General features: G+C 40.1%; 23 protein-coding genes and 1 pseudogene. 16 read left to right on the forward strand and 8 right to left on the reverse strand.

The genetic code is table 11. The annotated features are described in order from the left end of the window. Together AB4323_RS20070 and AB4323_RS20075 are read right to left on the reverse strand one after the other, a co-directional pair. On the reverse strand, positions 1-225 hold a 225-nt coding region (locus tag AB4323_RS20070; protein WP_372153193.1), incomplete at its 3' end, for a VF530 family DNA-binding protein. Positions 226-270: 45 nt separating this feature from the next. Beyond that, on the reverse strand, positions 271-1,221 hold the full coding sequence (locus tag AB4323_RS20075) for a LysR substrate-binding domain-containing protein (RefSeq protein WP_065584041.1): 951 nt from the start codon (positions 1,219-1,221) through the stop codon (positions 271-273). A 103-nt stretch (positions 1,222-1,324) separates the two neighbouring features. Here AB4323_RS20075 and AB4323_RS20080 point away from each other — a divergent pair, with 103 nt between their 5' ends. Further along, complete coding sequence (locus tag AB4323_RS20080) at positions 1,325-1,531, forward strand: DUF1127 domain-containing protein (protein ID WP_065584040.1); 207 nt, start codon at positions 1,325-1,327, stop codon at positions 1,529-1,531. 130 nt (positions 1,532-1,661) lie between these two features. Here the strand turns inward: AB4323_RS20080 and AB4323_RS20085 are convergent, their stop codons facing one another. The 5 genes and pseudogenes from AB4323_RS20085 to AB4323_RS20105 form a co-directional block, all read right to left on the reverse strand. Then, a complete protein-coding gene (locus AB4323_RS20085) occupies positions 1,662-2,567 on the reverse strand; it encodes a LysR substrate-binding domain-containing protein (protein WP_372099619.1) in 906 nt (301 codons plus the stop codon). A gap of 338 nt (positions 2,568-2,905) precedes the next feature. Continuing rightward, on the reverse strand, positions 2,906-4,594 hold the full coding sequence (locus AB4323_RS20090) for an AMP-binding protein (protein WP_372099621.1): 1,689 nt from the start codon (positions 4,592-4,594) through the stop codon (positions 2,906-2,908). Between the two features lie 93 nt (positions 4,595-4,687). Continuing rightward, positions 4,688-4,831, reverse strand: a pseudogene (locus AB4323_RS20095) (helix-turn-helix domain-containing protein); the annotation flags it as partial. Positions 4,832-4,967: 136 nt separating this feature from the next. After that, complete coding sequence (locus AB4323_RS20100; RefSeq protein WP_372102531.1) at positions 4,968-5,654, reverse strand: transglycosylase SLT domain-containing protein; 687 nt, start codon at positions 5,652-5,654, stop codon at positions 4,968-4,970. A gap of 101 nt (positions 5,655-5,755) precedes the next feature. Further along, a complete protein-coding gene (locus AB4323_RS20105) occupies positions 5,756-6,622 on the reverse strand; it encodes a LysR family transcriptional regulator (protein WP_372099625.1) in 867 nt (288 codons plus the stop codon). Positions 6,623-6,944: 322 nt separating this feature from the next. Here AB4323_RS20105 and AB4323_RS20110 point away from each other — a divergent pair, with 322 nt between their 5' ends. From AB4323_RS20110 to AB4323_RS20175, 14 genes are all read left to right on the forward strand, one after another. Continuing rightward, positions 6,945-7,166 (forward strand): Flp family type IVb pilin, encoded by a 222-nt coding sequence (locus AB4323_RS20110; RefSeq protein ID WP_065584035.1) that lies wholly within the window; start codon positions 6,945-6,947, stop codon positions 7,164-7,166. Positions 7,167-7,200: 34 nt separating this feature from the next. Then, positions 7,201-7,674 (forward strand): prepilin peptidase, encoded by a 474-nt coding sequence (locus AB4323_RS20115; RefSeq protein WP_065584034.1) that lies wholly within the window; start codon positions 7,201-7,203, stop codon positions 7,672-7,674. Continuing rightward, entirely contained in the window at positions 7,674-8,495 is an 822-nt protein-coding gene (cpaB, locus tag AB4323_RS20120) for a Flp pilus assembly protein CpaB (RefSeq protein WP_065584033.1), read from the forward strand. The genes AB4323_RS20115 and cpaB overlap by 1 nt, the downstream gene beginning before the upstream one ends. Continuing rightward, positions 8,495-9,856 (forward strand): type II and III secretion system protein family protein, encoded by a 1,362-nt coding sequence (locus tag AB4323_RS20125; protein WP_065584032.1) that lies wholly within the window; start codon positions 8,495-8,497, stop codon positions 9,854-9,856. Before cpaB ends, AB4323_RS20125 begins: the two co-directional genes overlap by 1 nt. Further along, positions 9,853-10,329, forward strand: a complete 477-nt coding sequence (locus tag AB4323_RS20130) for a hypothetical protein (RefSeq protein ID WP_065584031.1) — start codon at positions 9,853-9,855, stop codon at positions 10,327-10,329. The genes AB4323_RS20125 and AB4323_RS20130 overlap by 4 nt, the downstream gene beginning before the upstream one ends. Before the next feature lie 2 nt (positions 10,330-10,331). Further along, on the forward strand, positions 10,332-11,567 hold the full coding sequence (locus tag AB4323_RS20135; RefSeq protein ID WP_372102534.1) for a CpaE family protein: 1,236 nt from the start codon (positions 10,332-10,334) through the stop codon (positions 11,565-11,567). Then, complete coding sequence (locus AB4323_RS20140) at positions 11,564-12,841, forward strand: CpaF family protein (protein WP_065584029.1); 1,278 nt, start codon at positions 11,564-11,566, stop codon at positions 12,839-12,841. The genes AB4323_RS20135 and AB4323_RS20140 overlap by 4 nt, the downstream gene beginning before the upstream one ends. 2 nt (positions 12,842-12,843) lie before the next feature. After that, entirely contained in the window at positions 12,844-13,746 is a 903-nt protein-coding gene (locus tag AB4323_RS20145; RefSeq protein WP_083190212.1) for a type II secretion system F family protein, read from the forward strand. Positions 13,747-13,829: 83 nt separating this feature from the next. Continuing rightward, on the forward strand, positions 13,830-14,597 hold the full coding sequence (locus AB4323_RS20150) for a type II secretion system F family protein (protein WP_372153195.1): 768 nt from the start codon (positions 13,830-13,832) through the stop codon (positions 14,595-14,597). Then, positions 14,594-15,319, forward strand: a complete 726-nt coding sequence (locus AB4323_RS20155; RefSeq protein WP_372153197.1) for a tetratricopeptide repeat protein — start codon at positions 14,594-14,596, stop codon at positions 15,317-15,319. Before AB4323_RS20150 ends, AB4323_RS20155 begins: the two co-directional genes overlap by 4 nt. Before the next feature lie 9 nt (positions 15,320-15,328). After that, a complete protein-coding gene (locus AB4323_RS20160; protein WP_372102539.1) occupies positions 15,329-15,817 on the forward strand; it encodes a TadE/TadG family type IV pilus assembly protein in 489 nt (162 codons plus the stop codon). Between the two features lie 5 nt (positions 15,818-15,822). Next, the gene (tadF, locus tag AB4323_RS20165) at positions 15,823-16,353 is read left to right on the forward strand and encodes a tight adherence pilus pseudopilin TadF (protein WP_372153199.1); all 531 of its coding nucleotides are present in this window, start codon (positions 15,823-15,825) and stop codon (positions 16,351-16,353) included. Between the two features lies 1 nt (position 16,354). After that, positions 16,355-17,866 (forward strand): pilus assembly protein TadG-related protein, encoded by a 1,512-nt coding sequence (locus AB4323_RS20170; RefSeq protein ID WP_372153201.1) that lies wholly within the window; start codon positions 16,355-16,357, stop codon positions 17,864-17,866. A 6-nt stretch (positions 17,867-17,872) separates the two neighbouring features. Beyond that, positions 17,873-18,556 carry an OmpA family protein gene (locus AB4323_RS20175; RefSeq protein WP_372098302.1) on the forward strand — a complete coding sequence of 228 codons (684 nt, stop codon included), beginning with the start codon at positions 17,873-17,875 and terminating at the stop codon, positions 18,554-18,556. 68 nt (positions 18,557-18,624) lie between these two features. Here AB4323_RS20175 and chrA read toward each other — a convergent pair whose 3' ends face one another. After that, complete coding sequence (gene chrA / locus AB4323_RS20180) at positions 18,625-19,770, reverse strand: chromate efflux transporter (protein ID WP_372153203.1); 1,146 nt, start codon at positions 19,768-19,770, stop codon at positions 18,625-18,627. A gap of 100 nt (positions 19,771-19,870) precedes the next feature. Here chrA and AB4323_RS20185 point away from each other — a divergent pair, with 100 nt between their 5' ends. After that, a complete protein-coding gene (locus AB4323_RS20185) occupies positions 19,871-20,797 on the forward strand; it encodes a LysR family transcriptional regulator (RefSeq protein WP_372106436.1) in 927 nt (308 codons plus the stop codon). Positions 20,798-21,049: the final 252 nt, after the last annotated feature.

Below are 21,049 nucleotides of genomic sequence, written 5' to 3' on the forward strand. Positions count from 1 at the left end.
AGAATTATTTACAGGGTCCTTTAAGTCGATGTAAATCTGCTCTACCTTGGTACGAGCCCAATCTGTTTTACGCAAAAATTTTAAGCTCGATTTAATGCTCGGGTCTTTTTTAAAGCAGTTGATGTTCACCATGTAACTCAACTCTTCCCAACCGTAATGTTCAACTAATTCAGTCAGTAGCTTCTGTAGAGTGATACCGTGAAGTGGATTATTGTCTTGTGTCATGAGATGTTCTCGCCATTTATTTGAGCTAAGTATACCAGTTTCGCTTTATGAATTATCCGACCATTTGAGTTCGTAATCGGTGTGGATAATCGAAAGCTCTTCTCTACCTGTATCACCAAACAATTTAACTTGAGTCTGCATCCATTCTTCGAAGCGTTTTATCTTTTCTCGATGGAAGTAACCTGGAGGCGCGCATAAAAAGTAATTGTATTTAGGCTTCAGCGCGATATTACCGATTCGGACGAGTTTCTTTTCCTGCAAATAGCGATACACCAAGCTGTGCTTAACCAAGGCAACGCCCTGAACGGATAATGCACCCTCTAAAACAAAATGTGAGCCGTCAAATTGCAATGATGAACGTCCTGCCTTCGCCCCAGCAACGTCTAACCATAGATTCCAATCCATATCAGGCCAACGGTCTTCAATTAACTCTGCTTTATGCAGATCGCTGATGTCATAGATTCCATATTTTTCTTGATAGATAGGATGACAGACAGGGTAAACAACTTCGTCCATTAACCAACGTGATTCAATATTTGGGTAGTTACCATGACCATATCGAACACAGACATCGACAGCTGAGTCTTCAAAGGTAACCAGTTTGTTGGTCGGTTCTATTAACATAGATAAATCTGGGTGACGGTCGCGGAAGTCGCCAATTCTAGGCACTAACCAATGTTGTGCAAAAGAGGGTACGGTCGAAATCGATAACTGAGTGGGGTTGGGGTCTTGGTTTATTCGTCTTACTCCATCTTGAATATGAGCAAAGCCTTTCTTCGCTTGTAGATAGAGCACTTCACCTTCATGAGTTAATACTATTTTTCGGTGCTGGCGAATAAACAGGTCTGCGCCTAACCATTCTTCAAGTTGGCGAATTTGTTGGCTGACTGCTGCAGCCGTGACAAATAGCTTTTGTGCTGCGAGCTTGAAACTGCCAGTTTCAGCCGCCGTGTAAAAGTAATAGATCCCTTGGAATGGTGGGGTTCGTTCTCTCACATTAGTTTTCCTTAACTGAATGCCAGTATCTATCGTTTGTCGATGTTGCTCTGTTGGTCGATTATTGACCATAACAAAGCAAAAGATCAACAGGAGAAAGGCTATGAATACGATCACAGCAACAGCAAATACCAACCATTCATTTTTATCATCATTATCAATTAAGAAATTCTATTCTAAATTAGACCTGTACTTTCAAAATCGTAGAACCAGAAAGCAACTGTCTGAGCTACCCGATTATTTACTGAGAGATATTGGGATTACGTCGGAACAAGTCGAGAAAGAACTGAAGAAGTCATTTTGGGAGTGATTCAAGGCAACGTAGCTTTTAACTCGACGTTGCTTTAACTCAACATAGTTTTGTCGGTGTCGGGAGGTTTACGTTACCGTTCTATGTTGAGTTAGGTTTATAGTTTATATAAAGAAGTGGGAGATAAGATTTAACTCTCCAATAGCTCGTTTACTTCTTCGTGCAACCAATTGGTGAACGCGGTAATACGCTCTTCTCTCGGGGAGTTAGGATCAAAGCATAGGTTGACTTGAACCCCAGGTGTCATGCCTATATCAAAGGGCTTCACTAGCAAGCCGCGTTCGATGAAGTCACCAGCCAAGCTGTCGGTTGCCAAGCAAACCCCATGCCCTGCCATGACCGTGGTTAGCCCCATATCAAAGGTGCCTACTTCCATCCACTGAATGGTGCTGCTTTGAGTCGATATGTTTGCTTGCCTAAACCATTCCTCCCACGGGAAACAACCGCTATCAAACTGAATTAGCCAACATTTGAGGAGTTGTTCAGGTGATGTGAAGTTCAAAGAGTTTGCGAGTTCAGGAGAACAAAAAGGGTAAACCGGTTCGTTGATTAGCATCTCTAGAGTCAAGCCTTCTTCAACGCATAGATCTTCGCCCTGCAGAATAGCCACATCAATCTCGCCATGTTTTAAACTTGGGGTATCAGACCCTGTTAGCACCTTAATTGGGATTTCTGGGTGCTTTACCGAGAACTTCCACAGCCTAGGCAGTAACCAACGCGAAGCAAAAGAAGGGGGACTTCTAACAACAAGCAGCCCTTGAATAGGTTCTGATTGGATCTTGTTTAACCCCAGCAGAACCTCTTGAAATCCATCAGAGACATGTCTAAAAAGTGTGTGCCCTTCATGCGTCAAAGTCATTGCACGCCCCTTACGAATAAAAAGCTTACATCCAACCTGTTCTTCTAACTGTCGAATCTTCTGGCTGACGGCTGCTTGAGTGACGAACAGCTCTTCAGCAGCTTTGCTGTAGTTGCTCAAGCGAGCCGCAACTTCAAAGTAACGGAGACCTGAAAGGTGACGCAGTCTATTGTCCATAATCTCAGCTTATAGTTCTTGTTAATAATGGTTGTTCGATTATCGAACAGGTTGTTTTCATAATAGCGATAAATACAAAGGGAATACAAGAGAGAGAACATGAAAGCAATAACCTGTTGGGTCGGAATATTTGTTACTCAGGTACTTAAAATCAATGACAATACTAAGGTGAGGAAGGGGGCTAAATCTAGACAAGTTGTTTGCTTGGAATCGTTAAGTCATCGAATGAGAAAGGATGTCGGCTTAGATTACGAGAGTAGTGATGCTGCGGATTATACTAAGTACTTATAATGTGAGCTTACAAAAAAGGAGCCATAATGGCTCCCTCTCGATTTTAATTATTCTTCCCAAACCACCAATTTATCTTTCGGCCAGTTATGACCAACTTCATGGTATTTCTGCTCAAGGATATGTCGCTTGATTTTGAGAGTCGGGGTTAACACGCCATTCTCAATGCTCCATGGTTCCTTAATCATCAATACACCTTTGATCTTCTCGTGTGAACCAAGCTGCTCGTTCATTTTCTCGATAACGCGCTTTGTCGTTTTCTCATAGCGAGCTCGATCGAAATTAGGGAAGTCATGCGGTACCACAAGTAGGATTGGACCAGGTAGGCCAAGACCTATCAAACACATCATTTCTACGCGGCTGTACTCAAACAGTTTGTTTTCGATTGGTACAGGGGCAACAAACTTACCTTTAGCGGTTTTAAAGGTATCTTTCTTACGCCCACGAATCGTTAGGTAACCTTCACTATCGATATCACCGATATCACCGGTATGAAGCCAACCATCCGAGTTAAAAGACTCTTGGGTTGCAATATCATTCTTGTAGTAACCAGAGAATAAGCCTTTGCCTCGAACCAGAATCTCTTCATCTTCAGCTATTTTGAGTTCGATCCCTGGACCAGCATTACCAACCGTACCAATTTTATCGGCTCTGAATGGGTAGTTGAGCGTGCTGTAGGCGAAAGACTCTGTCATGCCCCATGCCTCGGTAATGTGCAGGCCAACACTCTCATACCATGCGAGTAGAGCGGGTGATACAGGTGCAGAACCACATCCAAGAACGCGAGCTTGGTCTAACCCTAAGCCATCAGCAAGTTTCTTCTTAATGATGTTGTTGATAAACGGAATCTTCAGTAAGAAGTTCAGTTTCTTCTGTGGCAATTTGTCTTGGATTCGCTGCTGGAACAGAGTCCATAAGCGAGGAACTGAAATAAACAGCGTAGGGCGATGCATTTTCACATCATCAATAAAGGTGTCTAAAGATTCAGGGAAAGCCGTAACCACGCCCCCCATTACTGAAGAACCAAAGATGTAAACGCGTTCTGTAATATGAGCAAGCGGTAGGTAAGAAAACAGGCGATCGCCAGGTTGGATCCCAATATGGTCAATCAACCTTTGAACAGACCAAGTAAACGCGCCGTAGGTGAGCATTGCGCCTTTTGGTAACCCTGATGTACCCGATGTATAAACAAGTGACATCAGCTTATCGTCGTGATGCTGAGGGCGTTTGGTTGATGGTTCATGTGTCTCAATGAGCTTCTCGAAAGTGTGTTGGCACTTCGCTGCGCTGTCGTATGGCAGTGAAATACTCACCAAGCTCGGATTGTCATCAAGTACTTTTTGAGTGGCTTTAGGATCGTCAAGCTTACCCGCAATCACAATTTTACTTTCACTGTGTTCAATACAGTACTGAATGGTATCTGCACCTGCTGTTGGAAAGATTGGGACGCTGACAAAATCTCCTAACATCATGGCAAGATCGCAGATGAACCACTCTGCACAGTTTTTCGATACGAGAGCGACTCGATCGCCAGGTTGGGCTCCGAGTCCTTCTAATGCTGACGCCAGTTTCAGTGCTTTGTCGGCTACTTCTTTATAAGTAAATTCGACAAATTGACGGTTAATAATCTGTTTCAAATAGACTTCATCTGGGCGATCTTCTGCCCATTTTAAAATCATGTCATTGGGTGTAGGGAGAGCTGTTGCTTGTTCTTGGCTAAACTCGTTAGGCTGAATCATTGTCTAACTCCATGTTTTTCGCTAAGTTATTTTTGGTTATTTTTGTTAAAATCATGTTAAATGTACCATGATTTTTTCTTTTAGGGAGTAAAATTAGCGTTTTCTGTTGTCTGTGCAGGCACGTCTGTAGCTTGCAGGGGTTACGCCCGTCCTTTTCTTAAAAATTCTTGAAAAATACGACACATCCTTGTAGCCACATTGATAAGAAATTACAGCTATTTTTGATTCGGTATCCGCTACGTGTAAGTCCACGGTTTATTATAAGACATTATCGAAACAACCCTGACACTGTATTCAATTACCAGAGCTGTTATTAATTCAAATTTTAGGTTAGAAATTTAATGATCGCCATCGCCATATAAGAATATATGCATCAGTTGAGCAAGGCTTGGTATTGCTTGTTTAGTTTGTACACTTTTGCTACGTAAGTTCTTGTTTCTGCAATACGTAATTGTGTTGTTAGCATGGTATATAACTCATCAACTGATAACTTATTGATATTTTTGGAGAATGAACTGATGTCTTTATCACCGAAGGAGTATTTCATTAGATTAGACAAGCCACAGTTATAGGAAGCAATTGCTAGTAGTCTTCTCGCGCTAGAAGAGCGAATGTTGTTGAGATACTTCGTCTCCAAGAGATGCAAATAAGCGGTCCCTACATCAATATTGAATTCAGGGATAAAGAGATCTTGTGCTCTGATAGGTCTATTGCCATAGAGTTCACGTGAAACTTCAGCTGCCCCACCATTAACAAGAATTTGCATTAATCCAATAGCAGAGGCGTGGGAAACAGCATTTGGATCAAAGAAACTTTCAGCGTGTATCATAGCAACGATTAATGATGCTGGAATTTTCCACTTTGTTGCAGAACGCTCAATGTGAGTTTGATATATTGTATATTTATTGCTGACGCTGTCAGTGATTTTATGGGATAGAAGTACGGGTGGATCGGTTTTGGAAGCTCTTAGTTCGTGTATTCTCTTGCTTTTCGGAACCACAATTCGCTGCAATCTTTGATTTTCTTGCAGTTCTTCATAAGAGTTTATCGAGTCTCTCATATGAGTCACTTTCGCTGAGATCTCACTATTAAAACTAATTAATATCAATGAAACTGAAAGGCAGAGATACTTCATATTTTAATAGAGTTGTTGTTCATGTTTCATAGGTGATAGGTACTTCTTAGTCTGTTATGAATCCACTGATGATATTTTCCAAATTCACTGTGCAATGGCCAGATCATAGACGCATATATTTGCTTACCAAACAATTGAGTATCACTGGGTATTTTTATTAATTTGTTCATTACTGTTTTGGTTTCAATGATATGCTGAGGAAGAAGGGCTATCCCTTTCCCTGCGCTACAGAGTTCAAGGATAGTACTAATATCATCCAATACCCAAATGTTATGGCTTGAAATGATGGAATAATCAATAATATCTTTATATCCATCAAGCAATAACAATCGATTGTTTTGTGAATTGAATTTTGAGTTTTGAACGACTTCTTTACTCGCCACCCAAATGCAATTAACTAAAAATAATTCTTCTATATTAAAGTTATAGATGGTTTTGTGATAGGGGTTTCCTATCGCGATATCAATTTTTTTACGATTGATATAATCACCTAAAATATAGCTTGGTTTTGTTACAACGTTTATCTCAACTTCTGGAAACTCCTCAGAAAATTCAACAAGAGCATTTCTTACATTTGAATTTAGCATTAGTAGGTCAATGCCTACTTTTATTTTTGTTAAATTTGAATTTGATAGATTTTTAGCAATGTTACTTAACTCTTTGTGTTTGCTTATTATTGGTGTGGTTAGCGCATATATTTTTTTTCCTTTATCGGTTAATGATACCGTGTGACCACCTCTATCAAAAAGAAAATATCCTAAATCTTGTTCTAGATTTTTTATCGCTCCACTTATCGTTGATTGCGATTTACCTAGTTTCCTCGCAGCACAACTGAACGAACCTTCAGAGGCAACAGTATGAAATGAGATTAAATTGTCTAAAGTGAGCCTCATATCTCCCTCCTGCAGACTTTGCACCGTAAGTATTAGGCTAATACTAATAATTTGAATTGGCATTATTTGAAATTAAAGTGTGACGAAGATCACACTTTGACTTTAGGTGCAATAAACTTAATTTTCAAGGATAAATATTAATTTAGAAGCTAAATCCCTTTAAATTAATTAGATAGGTAATATGAAAAAAATAACCACTTTTAAATCGCGTGTATTTTGGGTTTGGATATCGGGGAAACCGATAGTAACCGAATGTGAGAAAGTGATCTGATTACTAAGATCTAATTGCTTTGCACTAGAAGCATGAAAAAAGGATGGCATCATGATTACTAAACTTTACGTGTATACGACAAATTTTATTGCTGATCTAAGAAAAGACGAGAGAGGTGTGACAGCTATTGAATATGGTTTGATTGCTATTGCAATGGCTGTTTTGTTAGTGACAGCTTTTTTCAGCGATAAAGGTTTCGTTGATGAACTGGCTCTTGGGTTTAAAAACTTGGGTACAGAATTAGGGCAGGAAGCGAAGCTTCTTAAAGAATAATTAACCTAATATTAGTCCTTAAGAAAAATTATTTATGGGACAGATTAAATACACAGAGCACATGCTTTTGTGCTCTTTATTATTATTGCTTTCATATGTTGTATTTTCAGATTTAAAGTTTCGTCGGATTAGTAATAAAGCAGTTGGGTGTGCTTTGTTTCTATCTATGTTAATTGGTCATAATCATTTCTCTATTGAGTATATTTATTCATTAGCGTTTTTATATTTTGTGCTTTTGATTATATATGGTTTAAAAGTGATCGGTGGCGGAGACATTAAATTAATGGCTGCATTGAGTTTAGCAACCCCCTCAAGCTTTTGGCCTTATACATATGTAGTAATAACTGTTATCGGAGGCTTGTTAGCTCTGGTTTATTTGATTCTCCAATTCATAGATAATCGGTTTCAATTAGGACTAATTAAACTTTTCGGAATCCCGTATGGTATAGCAATATCTTTCGGGTTTGTCTTTTCGATAATGCAGTACATCTATGTGGGAGAAGTGTAATGCGTTCCAGATTAGCCATTATCATTGCTTTGATTGCAATAGGTTTAGGGGTATACGGTTTACTTTTAAATCCGAACGACAATCAAACTAAAAATGCCGTTACCTCACCTAAAAAAGAAGACGTTTACGTCCAAATTTGGCGTGCGAAGACAGATCTAGATAGAGGCAAGCCTGTGTCTTCTGAGCAGGTCGTTAGAGAACAAGTCTTGTTAGATTTGGCTCTAGAAAAAGGCGTACGCTCAGACGTTGAACTCGATTTTTCCCCCTCTACGTTACTGAACCGAAATATAACTGCGGGCCGTTTAGTGATGCCTGAATTTCAAGTAGCAAAAGGAAATGCAGGCTATATAGATTTGTTGATTTCTGATGGAAAAGAGCCGTTTCCTCTCCAGGTGAGCCGTGAAAATTTGGTCGCCGGTTATATCAGACCTGGTGTCTTTGTAGACATACTAGCAATAAGCTCTCCTCAAGATAATCTCTCTGTAGAAGAAGCAACAATTGAGTATACAGGGGTACATGCAAAACATTTACTAAGAAATGCCAAAGTGCTGGGTGTAGAGCAAAACGAAGAAAGTGACTCTTTGATAAGAGCCGATACTCAGGCAAGCCAAGAAGACGCCATTATCATAATATTAGAGATAGATCCTACTGATATAGCAAGACTTTCTATCGCCGAGAAGACGATGCACCTTGAAGTATATCGTTCTTATGAATATGAAAAGCCGGTTCAGGCTGATGTACGAAATGTTATTGAAAACTACAGTGGAGTTGCAGAGCTAAGAGGGGCAAGTCGTTTATCCAATCAGGGAGATGAACTCTAATGAAAATACAAAAACTCTTAGAGTTATTACCTAAATACTGGTTGATAGTGTTATGCATATCGCTTTCATTCAAAGCGAACGCAGATACCTACATAACTCAAAATGACGGTCATCACATTCGAGTTGGTGAGCCGATATCCACAGTTTTCATTAGTGCTCCTGATATTGCTGATTATAACGTCGTGGATGAGAACACAATCGTTGTATTCGCTAAGGAAATAGGCCAATCAAAGATAATTATTTATGGAGAAGGTAAGAAGATTTTGCTTTCCGAGCGTATCGTTGTCGATATTGACTTGAGTCACGTACGAAGACAGTTGCGCGCTTTCTATCCAAATCTTGATATAAAAATAGAGTCTATTGGTGAGCAGGTCGTTGTCAGTGGTGTCGTAAATAGTGAGGAAGAGCGTGACAATATATACCGTCTAATCGCTACATTGCTGTCTAGGGATAAAGTAGCTCGATATGAAGATACTCAGCAATTCACGTATGAGAGTGAAACTATCTCTGTACCAGAATCTGAATCGCTCATATTTGCAAGAAACATGACGTGGGATGGAATCATTGAACAACTGAAAGTAGCTTCTGTACAGCAAGTTAACGTTAAAATTTCGGTGGCTCAAGTAACTGAAACCTTTGGGCAAACTATTGGTGTTGATTGGTCAAGTGTTGGGGCTAACGTTGGGGAATTTTTATTCCAACAATTTGATGCCGCAGACTTGACGACAGTTATTACTGCTTTGGGGAATGAAAATATAGCTCAAATCCTTGCTGAACCAAATTTGACGGTTGTTTCTGGAGAGTCGGCAAGTTTCCTAGTTGGTGGTGAGATACCCGTTATTGTCGCTACTGGTGACGCTATTAACATTACTTTCCGTGAATATGGTGTTCGCCTCGGGCTTACGGCAAAGGTACATAGTGACGAAAGAATTCGCATGCAACTTATGCCGGAAGTGAGTGAAGTTGAACGTTATATTCAAGCAGCAGGCATTGAAGTTCCGCAATTGGCTACCCGACGCGCAATGACAACTGTTGAGTTAGGAGATGGTGATAGCTTTGTCTTGGGTGGTTTAATGAGTAGTTCTGACTTAGAAGAGCTACAGAAAACACCGTTGCTCGGAGACATTCCATTACTTGGTGCTGCATTCAGAAAATCAAACACGGATCGTCGTCGTACCGAGTTGATCATTGTTGCAACCGTTAATCTGGTTAAACCATTAAAAAGTAAAGATGTTCAAATTCCACAAATACAGCGCACATCGACCTTTTACCGTTGGTTAAATATTGGAGATCCGACTCCGGCCATCAAAGGGAATGAGCCGGCAATTGAGTTGCTTTCTGAAGGAGGGTTTATCCGATGAGACATTGTTTATTTGCTGTTTTATTTATATTGCTGCTCTCTGGTTGTACTGAACGTTACTTCAATGGAAAAGGCGTGGAATATTTGGTTTACCCAGAAACGCACACTTATACATTTACTGTGATGTCATTGAGAGAGACGCAGGCGCAGCTTGTAGGTTTGTTGCAGAAAGTGCAGGAGGTTGATCCTGGAGCTTCATATCTATTTGAGTATCGTACCAATCAAGGTAAACAAGTTGTGACCAAAGCTGTCGCCTATTTTCCTAGTCTCCCTTTGGCAGCTGAATCATTTGTGATTCAACAAAACGGAAAACAGAGTAAAGATCTTAAAGTTACGATCACTTATCACGCTCTAGTGACCCAAAAGTGTGATATTCCCCAAATAGAAGGCTCGGAATTTAGCCGTAATTGTTTCTCTGAGGCAGCGAGAGTTCGTCAGGTCGCTCACAAGGAAAGATTGGTAGAGGGAATCTAGTTATGTTTGATCTCGTCAAAAATATAAAAGACACAACACCTCAAGTTGTTGAGCTAACGAATGGCCCTGCTAGTTGTGCTCTGATTTATCAATCAAAAGAATGCTCAGATTTAGTCAAAGAGATGTTTCAATTTGAGGGATGGAATGAGCCGCATTGCATTAAGAGGGAAGCTTTGTCTCCCAAGTTCTATTCTGAACAAACGGATAATATCGTCATACTCGATCTAACAGAATCCCAAGATATCTTGGTTGATGCTCAGGAAATAGCAAGTAAATTACCAACACGAAAAGGCGTTATTGTTATTGGCGGGCAAGACTCTATCTCGACTCTTAGAGATCTAAAAGAGATGGGATTTTATTACTTACTCTGGCCGATAAATAAGCTCGAGTTCTCTGATTTTGTTATGAATGTACATAAAAATTTAGAGACATATACCGGAGTTAGTAAAAAACGAAAAGCTAAGAGGGTAGCTGTTGTTGGTAGTAAGGGAGGGATTGGTACTTCCTTTATCACTGCTGAACTAGGCTCTAAATTATCATCGCAAAATATTGATACGATTTTGGTCGATCACCAGTACAGTGATTCGAATATTGATGTGTTAATGGGGTTAGAAGATTTTCGCTCAAAAGCAATTGATGAATTTGCTGTTCCTATTCATGAGTTAGACACCGAAGGTGCGTTGTCATATTTGACTAAAGTTCGTAAATCATTTCGCTTACTTGCTCTTCAAGGAGAGAGTAATCAAGATAAAATATTTAATTACAACCAGATATTATGTGAACTGATGAGCCGAAATACCAACTTCATTATCGAAGACTTTTCGGGCAGCATAGATTTCAGAGTTGACCCTCAGCTACTCGTGGAAACTTATGATGTTATTGTCGTGGTTTTTGAGCCTTCAGTTTCTTCTATTCGCAACGCAAAATCTCTCCTAGAAACGTTAGAGCAAAAACAGATTTCAATCGGTAAGCGAATCCGAGTCGTTACTTTTGCTAATCATCATCGTCCTGAAAGTACATTCGTTATAGAGCAGTCAGACCTAGATAAATATCTTGGTGCGAAAGTTGATCTAAATATGGTGTATTGCAAGAAGCTTTCTCATTTGCTGATTGAAGGTAAGCGTGCTCATAAGCATGAACGAAGCGTCAATAATGCGATTGAAGAACTGACGAGCCTAATTAATGGACAAAGCTCTGGCAAGCCACATGGCTGGCTATCTCGATTGGTGGGTAGATGAGTTCTAATAAAGAGATTTATTCGTCATTTCGGATGCAGATCTTTGAGGCTTTAGATGTAGAGGCTATTCAGGGTATGTCTCGAAGCGAGCTTGAAGTTCAAGTCAAAAGTGCAGTAGATGTACTTGCTCAAAGTTATGAACGTCCCGTAACCACGATGATGCGTTCTAGTATTGTCAAAAGTATGTTGGATGAGTTATTTGGCTTAGGACCAATTCAACCATTAGTCGATGATAATGCTATCACTGATATTATGGTTAATGGACCAAATAATGTTTTCTTTGAAAAGCATGGCAAGATTGAGCGTTCGGATATTACTTTTGTTGATGAGGCCCAACTATTAAATATAGCTAAACAGATCGCTTCGCGCGTTGGTCGACGTGTCGATGAACTTTCTCCAACTGTTGATGCTCGCCTAGCTGACGGGAGTCGGGTTAATATCGTCATCCCTCCAATTGCTCTTGATGGAACGACGATATCGATTCGGAAGTTCAGAGAGCAAAATATTGATTTAGAATCGTTGGTGGAATTTGATTCTATGTCATTTGATATGGCTAGAGTTCTTTCTATCGCATCACGGTGTCGACTTAATATACTTATTTCTGGAGGGACGGGCTCTGGTAAGACAACATTACTTAACGCTCTTTCACAATACATTAGCGATGACGAGCGTATTGTCACTATCGAAGATGCGGCTGAACTTCGCTTAGAACAGCCGAATCTAGTTCGCTTGGAAACGAGAGTCGAGAGTATAGAAAGTACAGGTTTGGTTACGCAGCGAGATTTGGTTATTAATGCTCTGCGGATGCGACCCGATAGAATAATTCTTGGGGAGTGTCGTGGCTCAGAGGCATTTGAGATGTTACAGGCAATGAACACCGGTCACGAAGGCTCTATGTCAACCTTACACTCCAATTCTCCTAGAGATGCTATTGGCCGTGTTGAGTCTATGGTCATGATGGCGAACCTAAACCAGCCGCTAGATGCGATTAGACGAGCAATAGTTAGTGCGATCGAAGTTGTTGTCCAGGTGAACCGACTTAGAGACGGAACGAGAAAGGTCACTAGCATATCAGAAATTGTCGGCCTAGAGGGTGACAGCGTTGTGATGGAAGAAATTTTTGCTTTTCAGTATGACGAAGTCAATTACGGCGAGGTAGTTCGAGGTAAGTTCACAACAGAGGGGATAATGCAGCGGTCGCAACTGGTTAAAAAAGCGCATTTCTATGGGTTATATGATGAGTTGATGCAGTCATTTAGAGGTGAGGGTTCATGAATATATTGTGGCTGTCTCTCATACTATTTGGTTTTGCGTGCTTTTTACTTATCCCGAGTAAGAAAGGAAAAGTTAAAAACTATTTTCCGGCAGCTCAAACTGATGATGAGGGTATTGACGCGATTAATTTCCAATCTCTTATTGGCAAAAAACGCTGGTCTGAGTTTAAGCATGATCTCTCTCCCACCATAGAGGTACTTGGTCCAAGAGGTAACTTTATTGCGATTGTATATGTCATTCTCTCGGTTTGGGTTTCCTACCTTATTATCTTTAATTTCTTAACCTTAAACTCTTATCTCTACTTTGCCTTGCTGGCCTGCTTCTTAATTTTTACCGGTTATCAATACTTAAAAAATAAAAGACGTCGAAATTTTGAGCAAACGTTTCCTGATGCACTAAATATTCTTATGAGTGCGGTAACTGCTGGCGAAAGCTTGATGCAGGCATTTTGTTTTGTTGGTGACAATATGTCAGGAGAGATCGGTCGGCAGTTTAAAGATATGGGGGAGCGTTTGAAGTTGGGTGAGAATGCAGAGCATGTTCTTAAGCGATCGTGTCGCGCATTTCCTTATCCTGAGTATATCTTTTTTACTATTACTATCCGAGCTAACTTAAGTCGCGGTGGTCAGCTCAAAGGTGTATTGGCTAGGTTGATTCGAGTCCTTGTTGATGCGCGAACCATGGAGATGAAAAAAATGGCAATGACCTCGGAAGCTCGAATTTCAGCTAAAGTGGTTGCCGCAATTCCAATTATTTTTGTATTAATAATAAGTCAAATTCATCCAGCAAATATCGATTTTATTTTAAATGATCCTGAGGGTAGGTGGATTCTTTATTATGTGGTTGGTAGTGAGGTCTTGGGATTATTCATTGTTTGGTTGCTAGTTAAGAGGGTCAAGTTATGATTACCTACGGAGTTGTGGCTTTGGTCATCATACTTTCAGTACTTTTCATTGATTTGTATTTTGTTAGCCGAAAGAAAAAGCGAATGGATAAGTTTTTTGGATTAAACAAAAGAAAAAGTAATACACATAAAATGGGGAGTTTCCTTGTTAAGTTTGGTAAGGAGAATCGTAAAGAGTTGGAGCAGAGACTCAAAGATGCGGGATTTCACACCAAAGGTCTCGCTATACTTTACTTCCCATTTAAAATTTTCTTGATCGCAGTTTATACAATCTATTTACTTTGGTTAGATATATCTTTAATGAACTTAGCGTTATATGGATGTTTAGGAATACTAACGATTGTAATTTTACCTGATATGATACTTGATTTAAGAAAAAAGACAGTGGTGAAAAGAATATCAAAAAACCTACCATATTTATTGGATATGATGGCTGTTTGTGTCCAAACCGGAATGACAATAGAAGCTTCATTTTCTTATTTAGCTAAGGAACTTCAAGGTTTTGATAAAAACTTATGTTATCAAGTTAAAATTACTGCCGACTCCGGGAAGATTAAAGGTATTGATAGGGCTCTTAATGATTTATCTAATCGACTTCCCGCTCCAGAAGTTTCTAGTTTTGTTTTAACCATTATCCAAAATATACAGTATGGTTCTTCCGTTGCGAATATATTAGCAGATCTTGCGGAAGATATGCGAAAGATGCAATTGCTTAATATAGAGGAGAAGATGGGGAAGTTATCTGCGAAAATGAGTATTCCATTAATTTTACTAATCATGTTCCCTATCGTGATACTTATTTTGGCTCCGGGCGTGTCACAGATGAATTTTAATTTAGGTGCACAGTTATGAGTATTTTAAAAACGATAGTGTTACTATTTTTCTTTAATCTATCCGGTTGTGTATCAAATTCAACACAACCAGCTAGTGAAGGCTATGCAGATATAGAGAGTTTGAAGAAAATAGGAAACTACGAAGGTTTAGTTGATGCTTATAAGTACGAACTTTCTCAAACCCCAAATGACTTTAAAATTATGCAATCCTTAGCGCTAGCCTACTTTGAACTTGGGGATGTTGAATCCTCTCGGTTTTATTCAGATTACTTGATTAGTCAGGGTGTAGTAAATCAAGATTTACTGCAATTAAGAGGGGAGATTTACCACCACGATGGTTTAGATAACTTGGCGGTAGACAGTTTTAGAAAATCTGTTGAGATAGGCAATGAAAGCTCTGATGTTCAAATGATGATGGGGATTTCCTATTGTATGCTGGGAAGATACCCTCACGCTGAAAATGCATTTAATAGAGCTCGAATGAAAGGCTATGATGATATTGCGGTTAAAAATAATTTAGCCATGGTTAAGTTTGCCGAAAATAAATATTCAGAGGTTGTAACAATTCTCTCTCCTGTTTACAACAGAAACCCAGCAAACAAAAAAGTCAGAGCTAACCTAGCTATTGCATTTATTAAATTAGGTGATATGCGAAGTGCTGAAAAGTTACTCGGTGAAGAGTATTCACAAAGAGAACTACAACAAATAGCTAGAGTGATCTCCCCGCTCAACTTAGAGTAGGTGGTTAATATGAAATGGTTGAAGTGTAAATATAAAGAAAGAGGAGTAACCACGGTAGAGTTTTCTCTTGGTGCGATTGTTTTAATTGTTGCAACTGTGATGATATTTGAAATGGGGTATCGTATTTATGCAATTAATTTACTCGAATATTCTTTGAGGGAATCAGTAAGAGCTGCAGCAGTACATCAAGGATCTTCTTCATATAATAGTTACGATACTGTTTTGAAGTCGGTAAAAAACTCTCCAGATGCCTTATGGTCATTTCTCTCCCCTAAAGACGAATTTGAGGTGTCTGGACTTTATTATAAAAGTTATGCGGATTTCATTTCAAATGTCAGTGCATCAGACGCGGAGCTCGTCCTTAATGATGAAGGGTATAATATTGCTGAGATCAAGTTAGTTTATAACCATAAACCAATTTGGCCATTTTTTTTACAACAAGAAGAGCCGATAGAAAGAACGATTGTGCTAACCCTAGAGCACGAGGGGTGGGAGTGATGAATATGACCAAACATACGTCTTTTCATAAATGTAAAGGGTCGTTCAGTATAGAGTTATTTTTGGTACTGATTGTACTTATTGCACTTTTCTACTTCATGACTGATGTAAGCCATAAGCTTATAGTTCGTGCTCAACTTGATCGAGCTTCCTTCTCTATCGTAAATGTTTTAAAAGAGCGAACACGCTTTTATGATGAGCGTTTTAATTTATCTCAACAGGACTTAACTGACATGCAGAGTATCTCGGGGAGACTGTTAAATACAAATAGTAACAATGTTGCAATTCAAATTGAATCATTACAAGACAAAACAATACGGAGTGTATTTGCCTCGCCAAGATATGGCACCTTAGGCTGCTCATCACTTGGTATTGATCAAAAAACACAATTGGTTCCTGAAGAGGATGGGATCATTTTTCCGCTTTACCAAGTATCACTTTGTGTTGAAAGCGATTCGTGGTTTTCGCGTGTTTGGGGAGATCCTTCATCTTCAACAATGATCATATCATCCAGTTCAGTGATGGTAGGGAGGTAGTATGAACAGACACGGGAAATCACAGTTTATCAGCTTACAAAGGCAAGCAGGCGTTGCTGCTGTCTGGCTAGGTTTGTCGTTAGTCCCTATTTTAGGAGTTACTTTTTTTGCTGTCGAGGGGGCTAGGTATATTACTGAGTCAAGTCGCCTACGCGACTCAGCACAAGCAGCTGCACTTGCAATTACTATTGATGATAAAGCTGCAAGTGCACAAGAGATGGCAGAGCTTTATGTTAAAGATTATGTAAGAGAAGTTCGTAGCGTGAAGGTGACAACAAAGCGTAATTATCAAGCACCAACACTCGAAAACGATAATACAGAGATAATTGGTTATGACGTTGATGCAACGACGGTATATGACTCATGGTTTGCTCTCAACCTCGTTCCATCGTTTGAGGACACTCAACCGTTATTTGGTGAGGCGGAAGCTGCAAAATACCCTGAATATCTCGGCGATAAGATCGTTGATGTCGTATTAGTTACTGATTTTTCAGGCTCTATGACACGTAACTGGTCACAGGGGACTTCAAGCATATCAAAAAAAATTGATTCTCTGAAAGTTGCGGTTGACGAGCTAGCTTTGAGAATACTTGTACCTCGGGCTGGAGATACGATTATCCTTAACCGATTAGCTATAGTTCCTTTTAATTTGAGAGTACAAGACAAAATATCAGACTCGCTCTATGCGGGTAGTCAATTAAGGTATAAAGCGGACGGTTCATTTACTAGAACCTATGAGCAGGTGGATTGGGGATATTGGGCCAATAAGTCACGAGATACTGTTCGTGCTTGTGCCAGTGATGTGGACGCTTGTCCAACTCAAGAATCTTGGCAGTTTTATGAGGCGAAAACAGTTGAAAGTGTTATGAGCATGAATGGACGAAGACTTGAGATCGCAAGCTTAGTTGACTATTCAAACTCAGTAGATGACATGTTCAATAATAAGATTGATGATGCTGAATTTAACTTTCATTTTAGGTCTGCCGACAATGTTCTCTACCACTCTGGAATGGTAAGAACAACAGGTAATGGACACTATGTACTTCCTTTAACGAGTGATATTGATGAAGTTGAGGTTGTGCAAGGTATGAATGCTGGTGGTAATACAGCTGCCTACCAAGGTTTGATTCGCGGTTTACAGGTACTCAATGATGGGCAACCAGACAGTAGAGCGACACCTGAGGAAATTGAAGAGTACAACGGAAAGTTGAAAATTATCATCATTCTTAGTGATGGTCAGGAGTTTCCTAATAATGGAATACTCCCTAACTTAGTCGATAATGGCCTTTGTGATGAGGCTAGAGAGCATTTCATGACTGAGAACGGCAGTTTGTTCATCGGCGTGATTGGCATTGATTTTAATGCAAGTGATCAAAGTGGGTTTCAAGATTGTGTGATTGACCCTGGCTCAGACATTATTGATGTTAGTGATAGGGAGGAGTTAATACAACGAATCGAAGAGCTAATTCAAAAAGGATCTCGAGGTACTGGCGTATCGAGACTATATGGGTGAGTAAAGATGAAAAATACAATGCTAGCACTAGGTATGCTTGTTTCTTTCTCTAGTTATGGGCAGGAGATTAGTGATCAGGTAGTAGAATATTGTGGGAATACTTTTTCAGAGTATTCTCACACCATCGAAATTGGTGAAGTTCAAGGGGTGGCTAGTCATCGTGATGGCTATTGGCAAATTCATGAGGGAAGTCATGATCCAGCTCTCAAGTGGGAGCTTCTTAAGCGCTCACAGTTGATCACTGATCCAAGTGATTGTCTCACTTATATATCAAACCTTGGTATTGCTAGCTTTGATAGTGACAAAGGGCAGCTTGTTGCTCGTGTTAACTTCGCCTTTGATCGTTATTATCTGACCCCTCTTGCTCGTGAAGTGCTTGTTGATGTGGCAAAACATCTCGCAGACAATGACTACTTAGTGACGGTTGAAGGCCATACCGATTGGGTGGGCAGTGAAGCTTACAACCAAGGGTTGGGGCTAGATCGAGCTCAAAGCACTTCTAAACAGCTTTTCACTTACGGTGTTGAAAAAGAGAAAATGACCCTGAAATCATTGGGTGAGTCTGAGCCAATCGCAAGTAACAAAACTTCTCAAGGTAGAGCTCAAAACAGACGTGCTGATGTGTATATTCCCCCTGAGTCTTTTAACCAAGACGATGCCAGTCCAGCCTCTACACAGATAGAAGAATAACCACTATCTCAACGGTCGCATAATCCGAAAATTATAATGCCCACTAATTAGAATTAGTGGGCATTATATTAAATAACTCCGAGTCCAAACCCTATTGCAATAAACAGAGCTACCATCCATACGATTGGCATCTTCATTGTTTTTAGTAGCCACACGCCAACAATGATCAAAGCGAAGTCTAAACCACTGCTCACTGCGCTTGTGAAGATCGGTTGATATAGCGCTGCCAACAATAAACCGACAACCGCCGCATTCACACCAGTAAGAGCGCCAGCCACCAAAGGTTTACTCGCAATTGCTTGCCAGTTTTTCAACACACCTAATAGTAATAAGAAGCCCGGTAAGAACACAGCAATCGTTGCGAGTAGTGCGCCTGTGATCGGTGCCGATGGCATCAATACATAACCTAAGTAAGTCGCAAGTGTAAACATAGGCCCTGGTACTGCCTGTGCTGCTGCATAACCTGTTAAGAAGGCATCTTGAGACAGTTGGTCACCAATACCATTTTGTAGCAACGGAAGTACTACGTGGCCGCCACCGAATACTAAGCTACCTGCTTGGTAGAATAGGCCAAATACTTCAATACCTTGAGAGTAAGCACTGAATAGAGGCAGACCAACCAGCAAAGCAACAAAAATCACGAGAGGCGTTACCGATATTTTTTGCGTTGAAGGTATCGTTTTGAGCTCTTGAGATGTCAAGAACTTACTGCCAATCATCGCTGCAAATAGAAGCACTAAAACTTGAGGCCAGATGCCTGGAATCAGTAGCAGAACAATCGCGGTAATCACACATAAGGCGGTTGCTATCTTCGATTGGCAAAAGTTCTTGTACATACCAAAGGTTGCATCAGCCACAACCACTACCGCTAATAACTTAAGCCCGTGAATGATTGAATTGAAAAGTGGTGCTTCCAATAGCTGGTTGCTGACTAACGCCAATATCAGCATCAGAATCACAGATGGGGAAGTGAAGCCGACAAATGCAGCAATAGCACCTGTTAATCCACCTTTCTTGTAGCCAACCGCAAAGCCAACTTGGCTTGAACCTGGGCCCGGTAGAAATTGGCTAAGAGCGACAATCTGCCCGTACTCTTTGTCGGACAACCAATTCAGTTTCTCAACAAAGGTTTTACGGAAGTAGCCAATGTGTGCTGCTGGTCCACCAAAGCTAATCCAGCCAAGCCAGAAAAAGGTTTTAAAAATTGAAAGCATGATCGATTCCAGATAAATGTTTAGCGTAATTTAGGTGGAGTTGAACTATGATTCAAATTAATTGTTTTAATTATAACTATGAATAATATGGGATTGATTTGTGGCTGATTTTAACTGGAAAGGAATTGACCTTAACTTATTGATTGCACTGCAGGCTTTGTATAAAACGAATAGCGTGAGTAAGGCTGCTGAGCGTTGTTATGTCAGCCAATCTGCGATGAGCCATAGCTTACAAAGGCTACGAAAGTTGTTTGATGACCCTTTGTTTGAGCGGGTGGGTAGCAAGATGGAGGCAACCGACCGAGCCATTGAACTATCAAGTACCGTGGACGCGCTACTGAATACCATCCAGTCTGAAGTTCTGTTATCTAAATCGTTTGATGCAGAGACTTATAAAGGGACTTGGAAGATTGGTCTCACTGATTATGCCGAGCAGATGTTCGCTCCAATATTGTTTGACCTGATTAAGCAATCCTCTCCTTATTCCCAAGTAGCGTTGTTCAATGTAAACCGGAGTAACTACCAGCAAGTCTTTGACGATGCCAAGCTTGATATGACGATAGGCAGCTTTGGTGAGGTACCAAAGCAATATCGAACAAAGCATTTGTATACGGAGCGACATGTTTGTTTACTTGATCAATCGGTTCTATCCATTGAGGAGCCGATGTCGCTAGAACAATTTGTTGCTGTCGAGCACGCGCTTGTTTCCCCTGCAGGGGCTTTAAAGACGGGAGTGGACACTCGTTTAGGTGAACTCGGTTTAAGCCGGAAAGTCGCGATATCTTCCAGTAACTTTTTAACTGTTAAACGACTCATTCGTGGCAGAGAACTATTGTGTATTGTCCCCAAGCTAGTCGCGCGCAAGGATATGGATAGTGAAGAAACCTTACTAGCTGTGAAGCCACCAATTGATGTTCCAGATTTTGATATCCAGCTTGTTTATAGAAAGGCAAAGCATTTAGATGATAAAAATAAACTACTTAGAAAGCTGATTACTAATGCGATCTCATCTGTGATTTCCGAATAGTTTATTGTGTCGGTTAATCGTCAAATTCATATGAATTAATTTTAGAAAAATCCGGTTTATTATAAGAACCCGACTATACTTAATTTACGACTCAAGGCAGTCGTAAAGAATAGGCTTTTTGATTTACCTAAGTAAAAAAATTGGTTATATCCTCATGATATAGCTTAAAAATCTACCAGGCTAAACGGACTTAGTTGGTCTTAAAAGCGCTAGCTCCCCCTAGCGCTTTTTTCTGGTTCATCGCGGCTTTCC

The sequence above is a fragment of the Vibrio sp. 10N.261.52.C11 genome (genome assembly GCF_041471405.1).
GTDB lineage: Bacteria > Pseudomonadota > Gammaproteobacteria > Enterobacterales > Vibrionaceae > Vibrio > Vibrio crassostreae_C.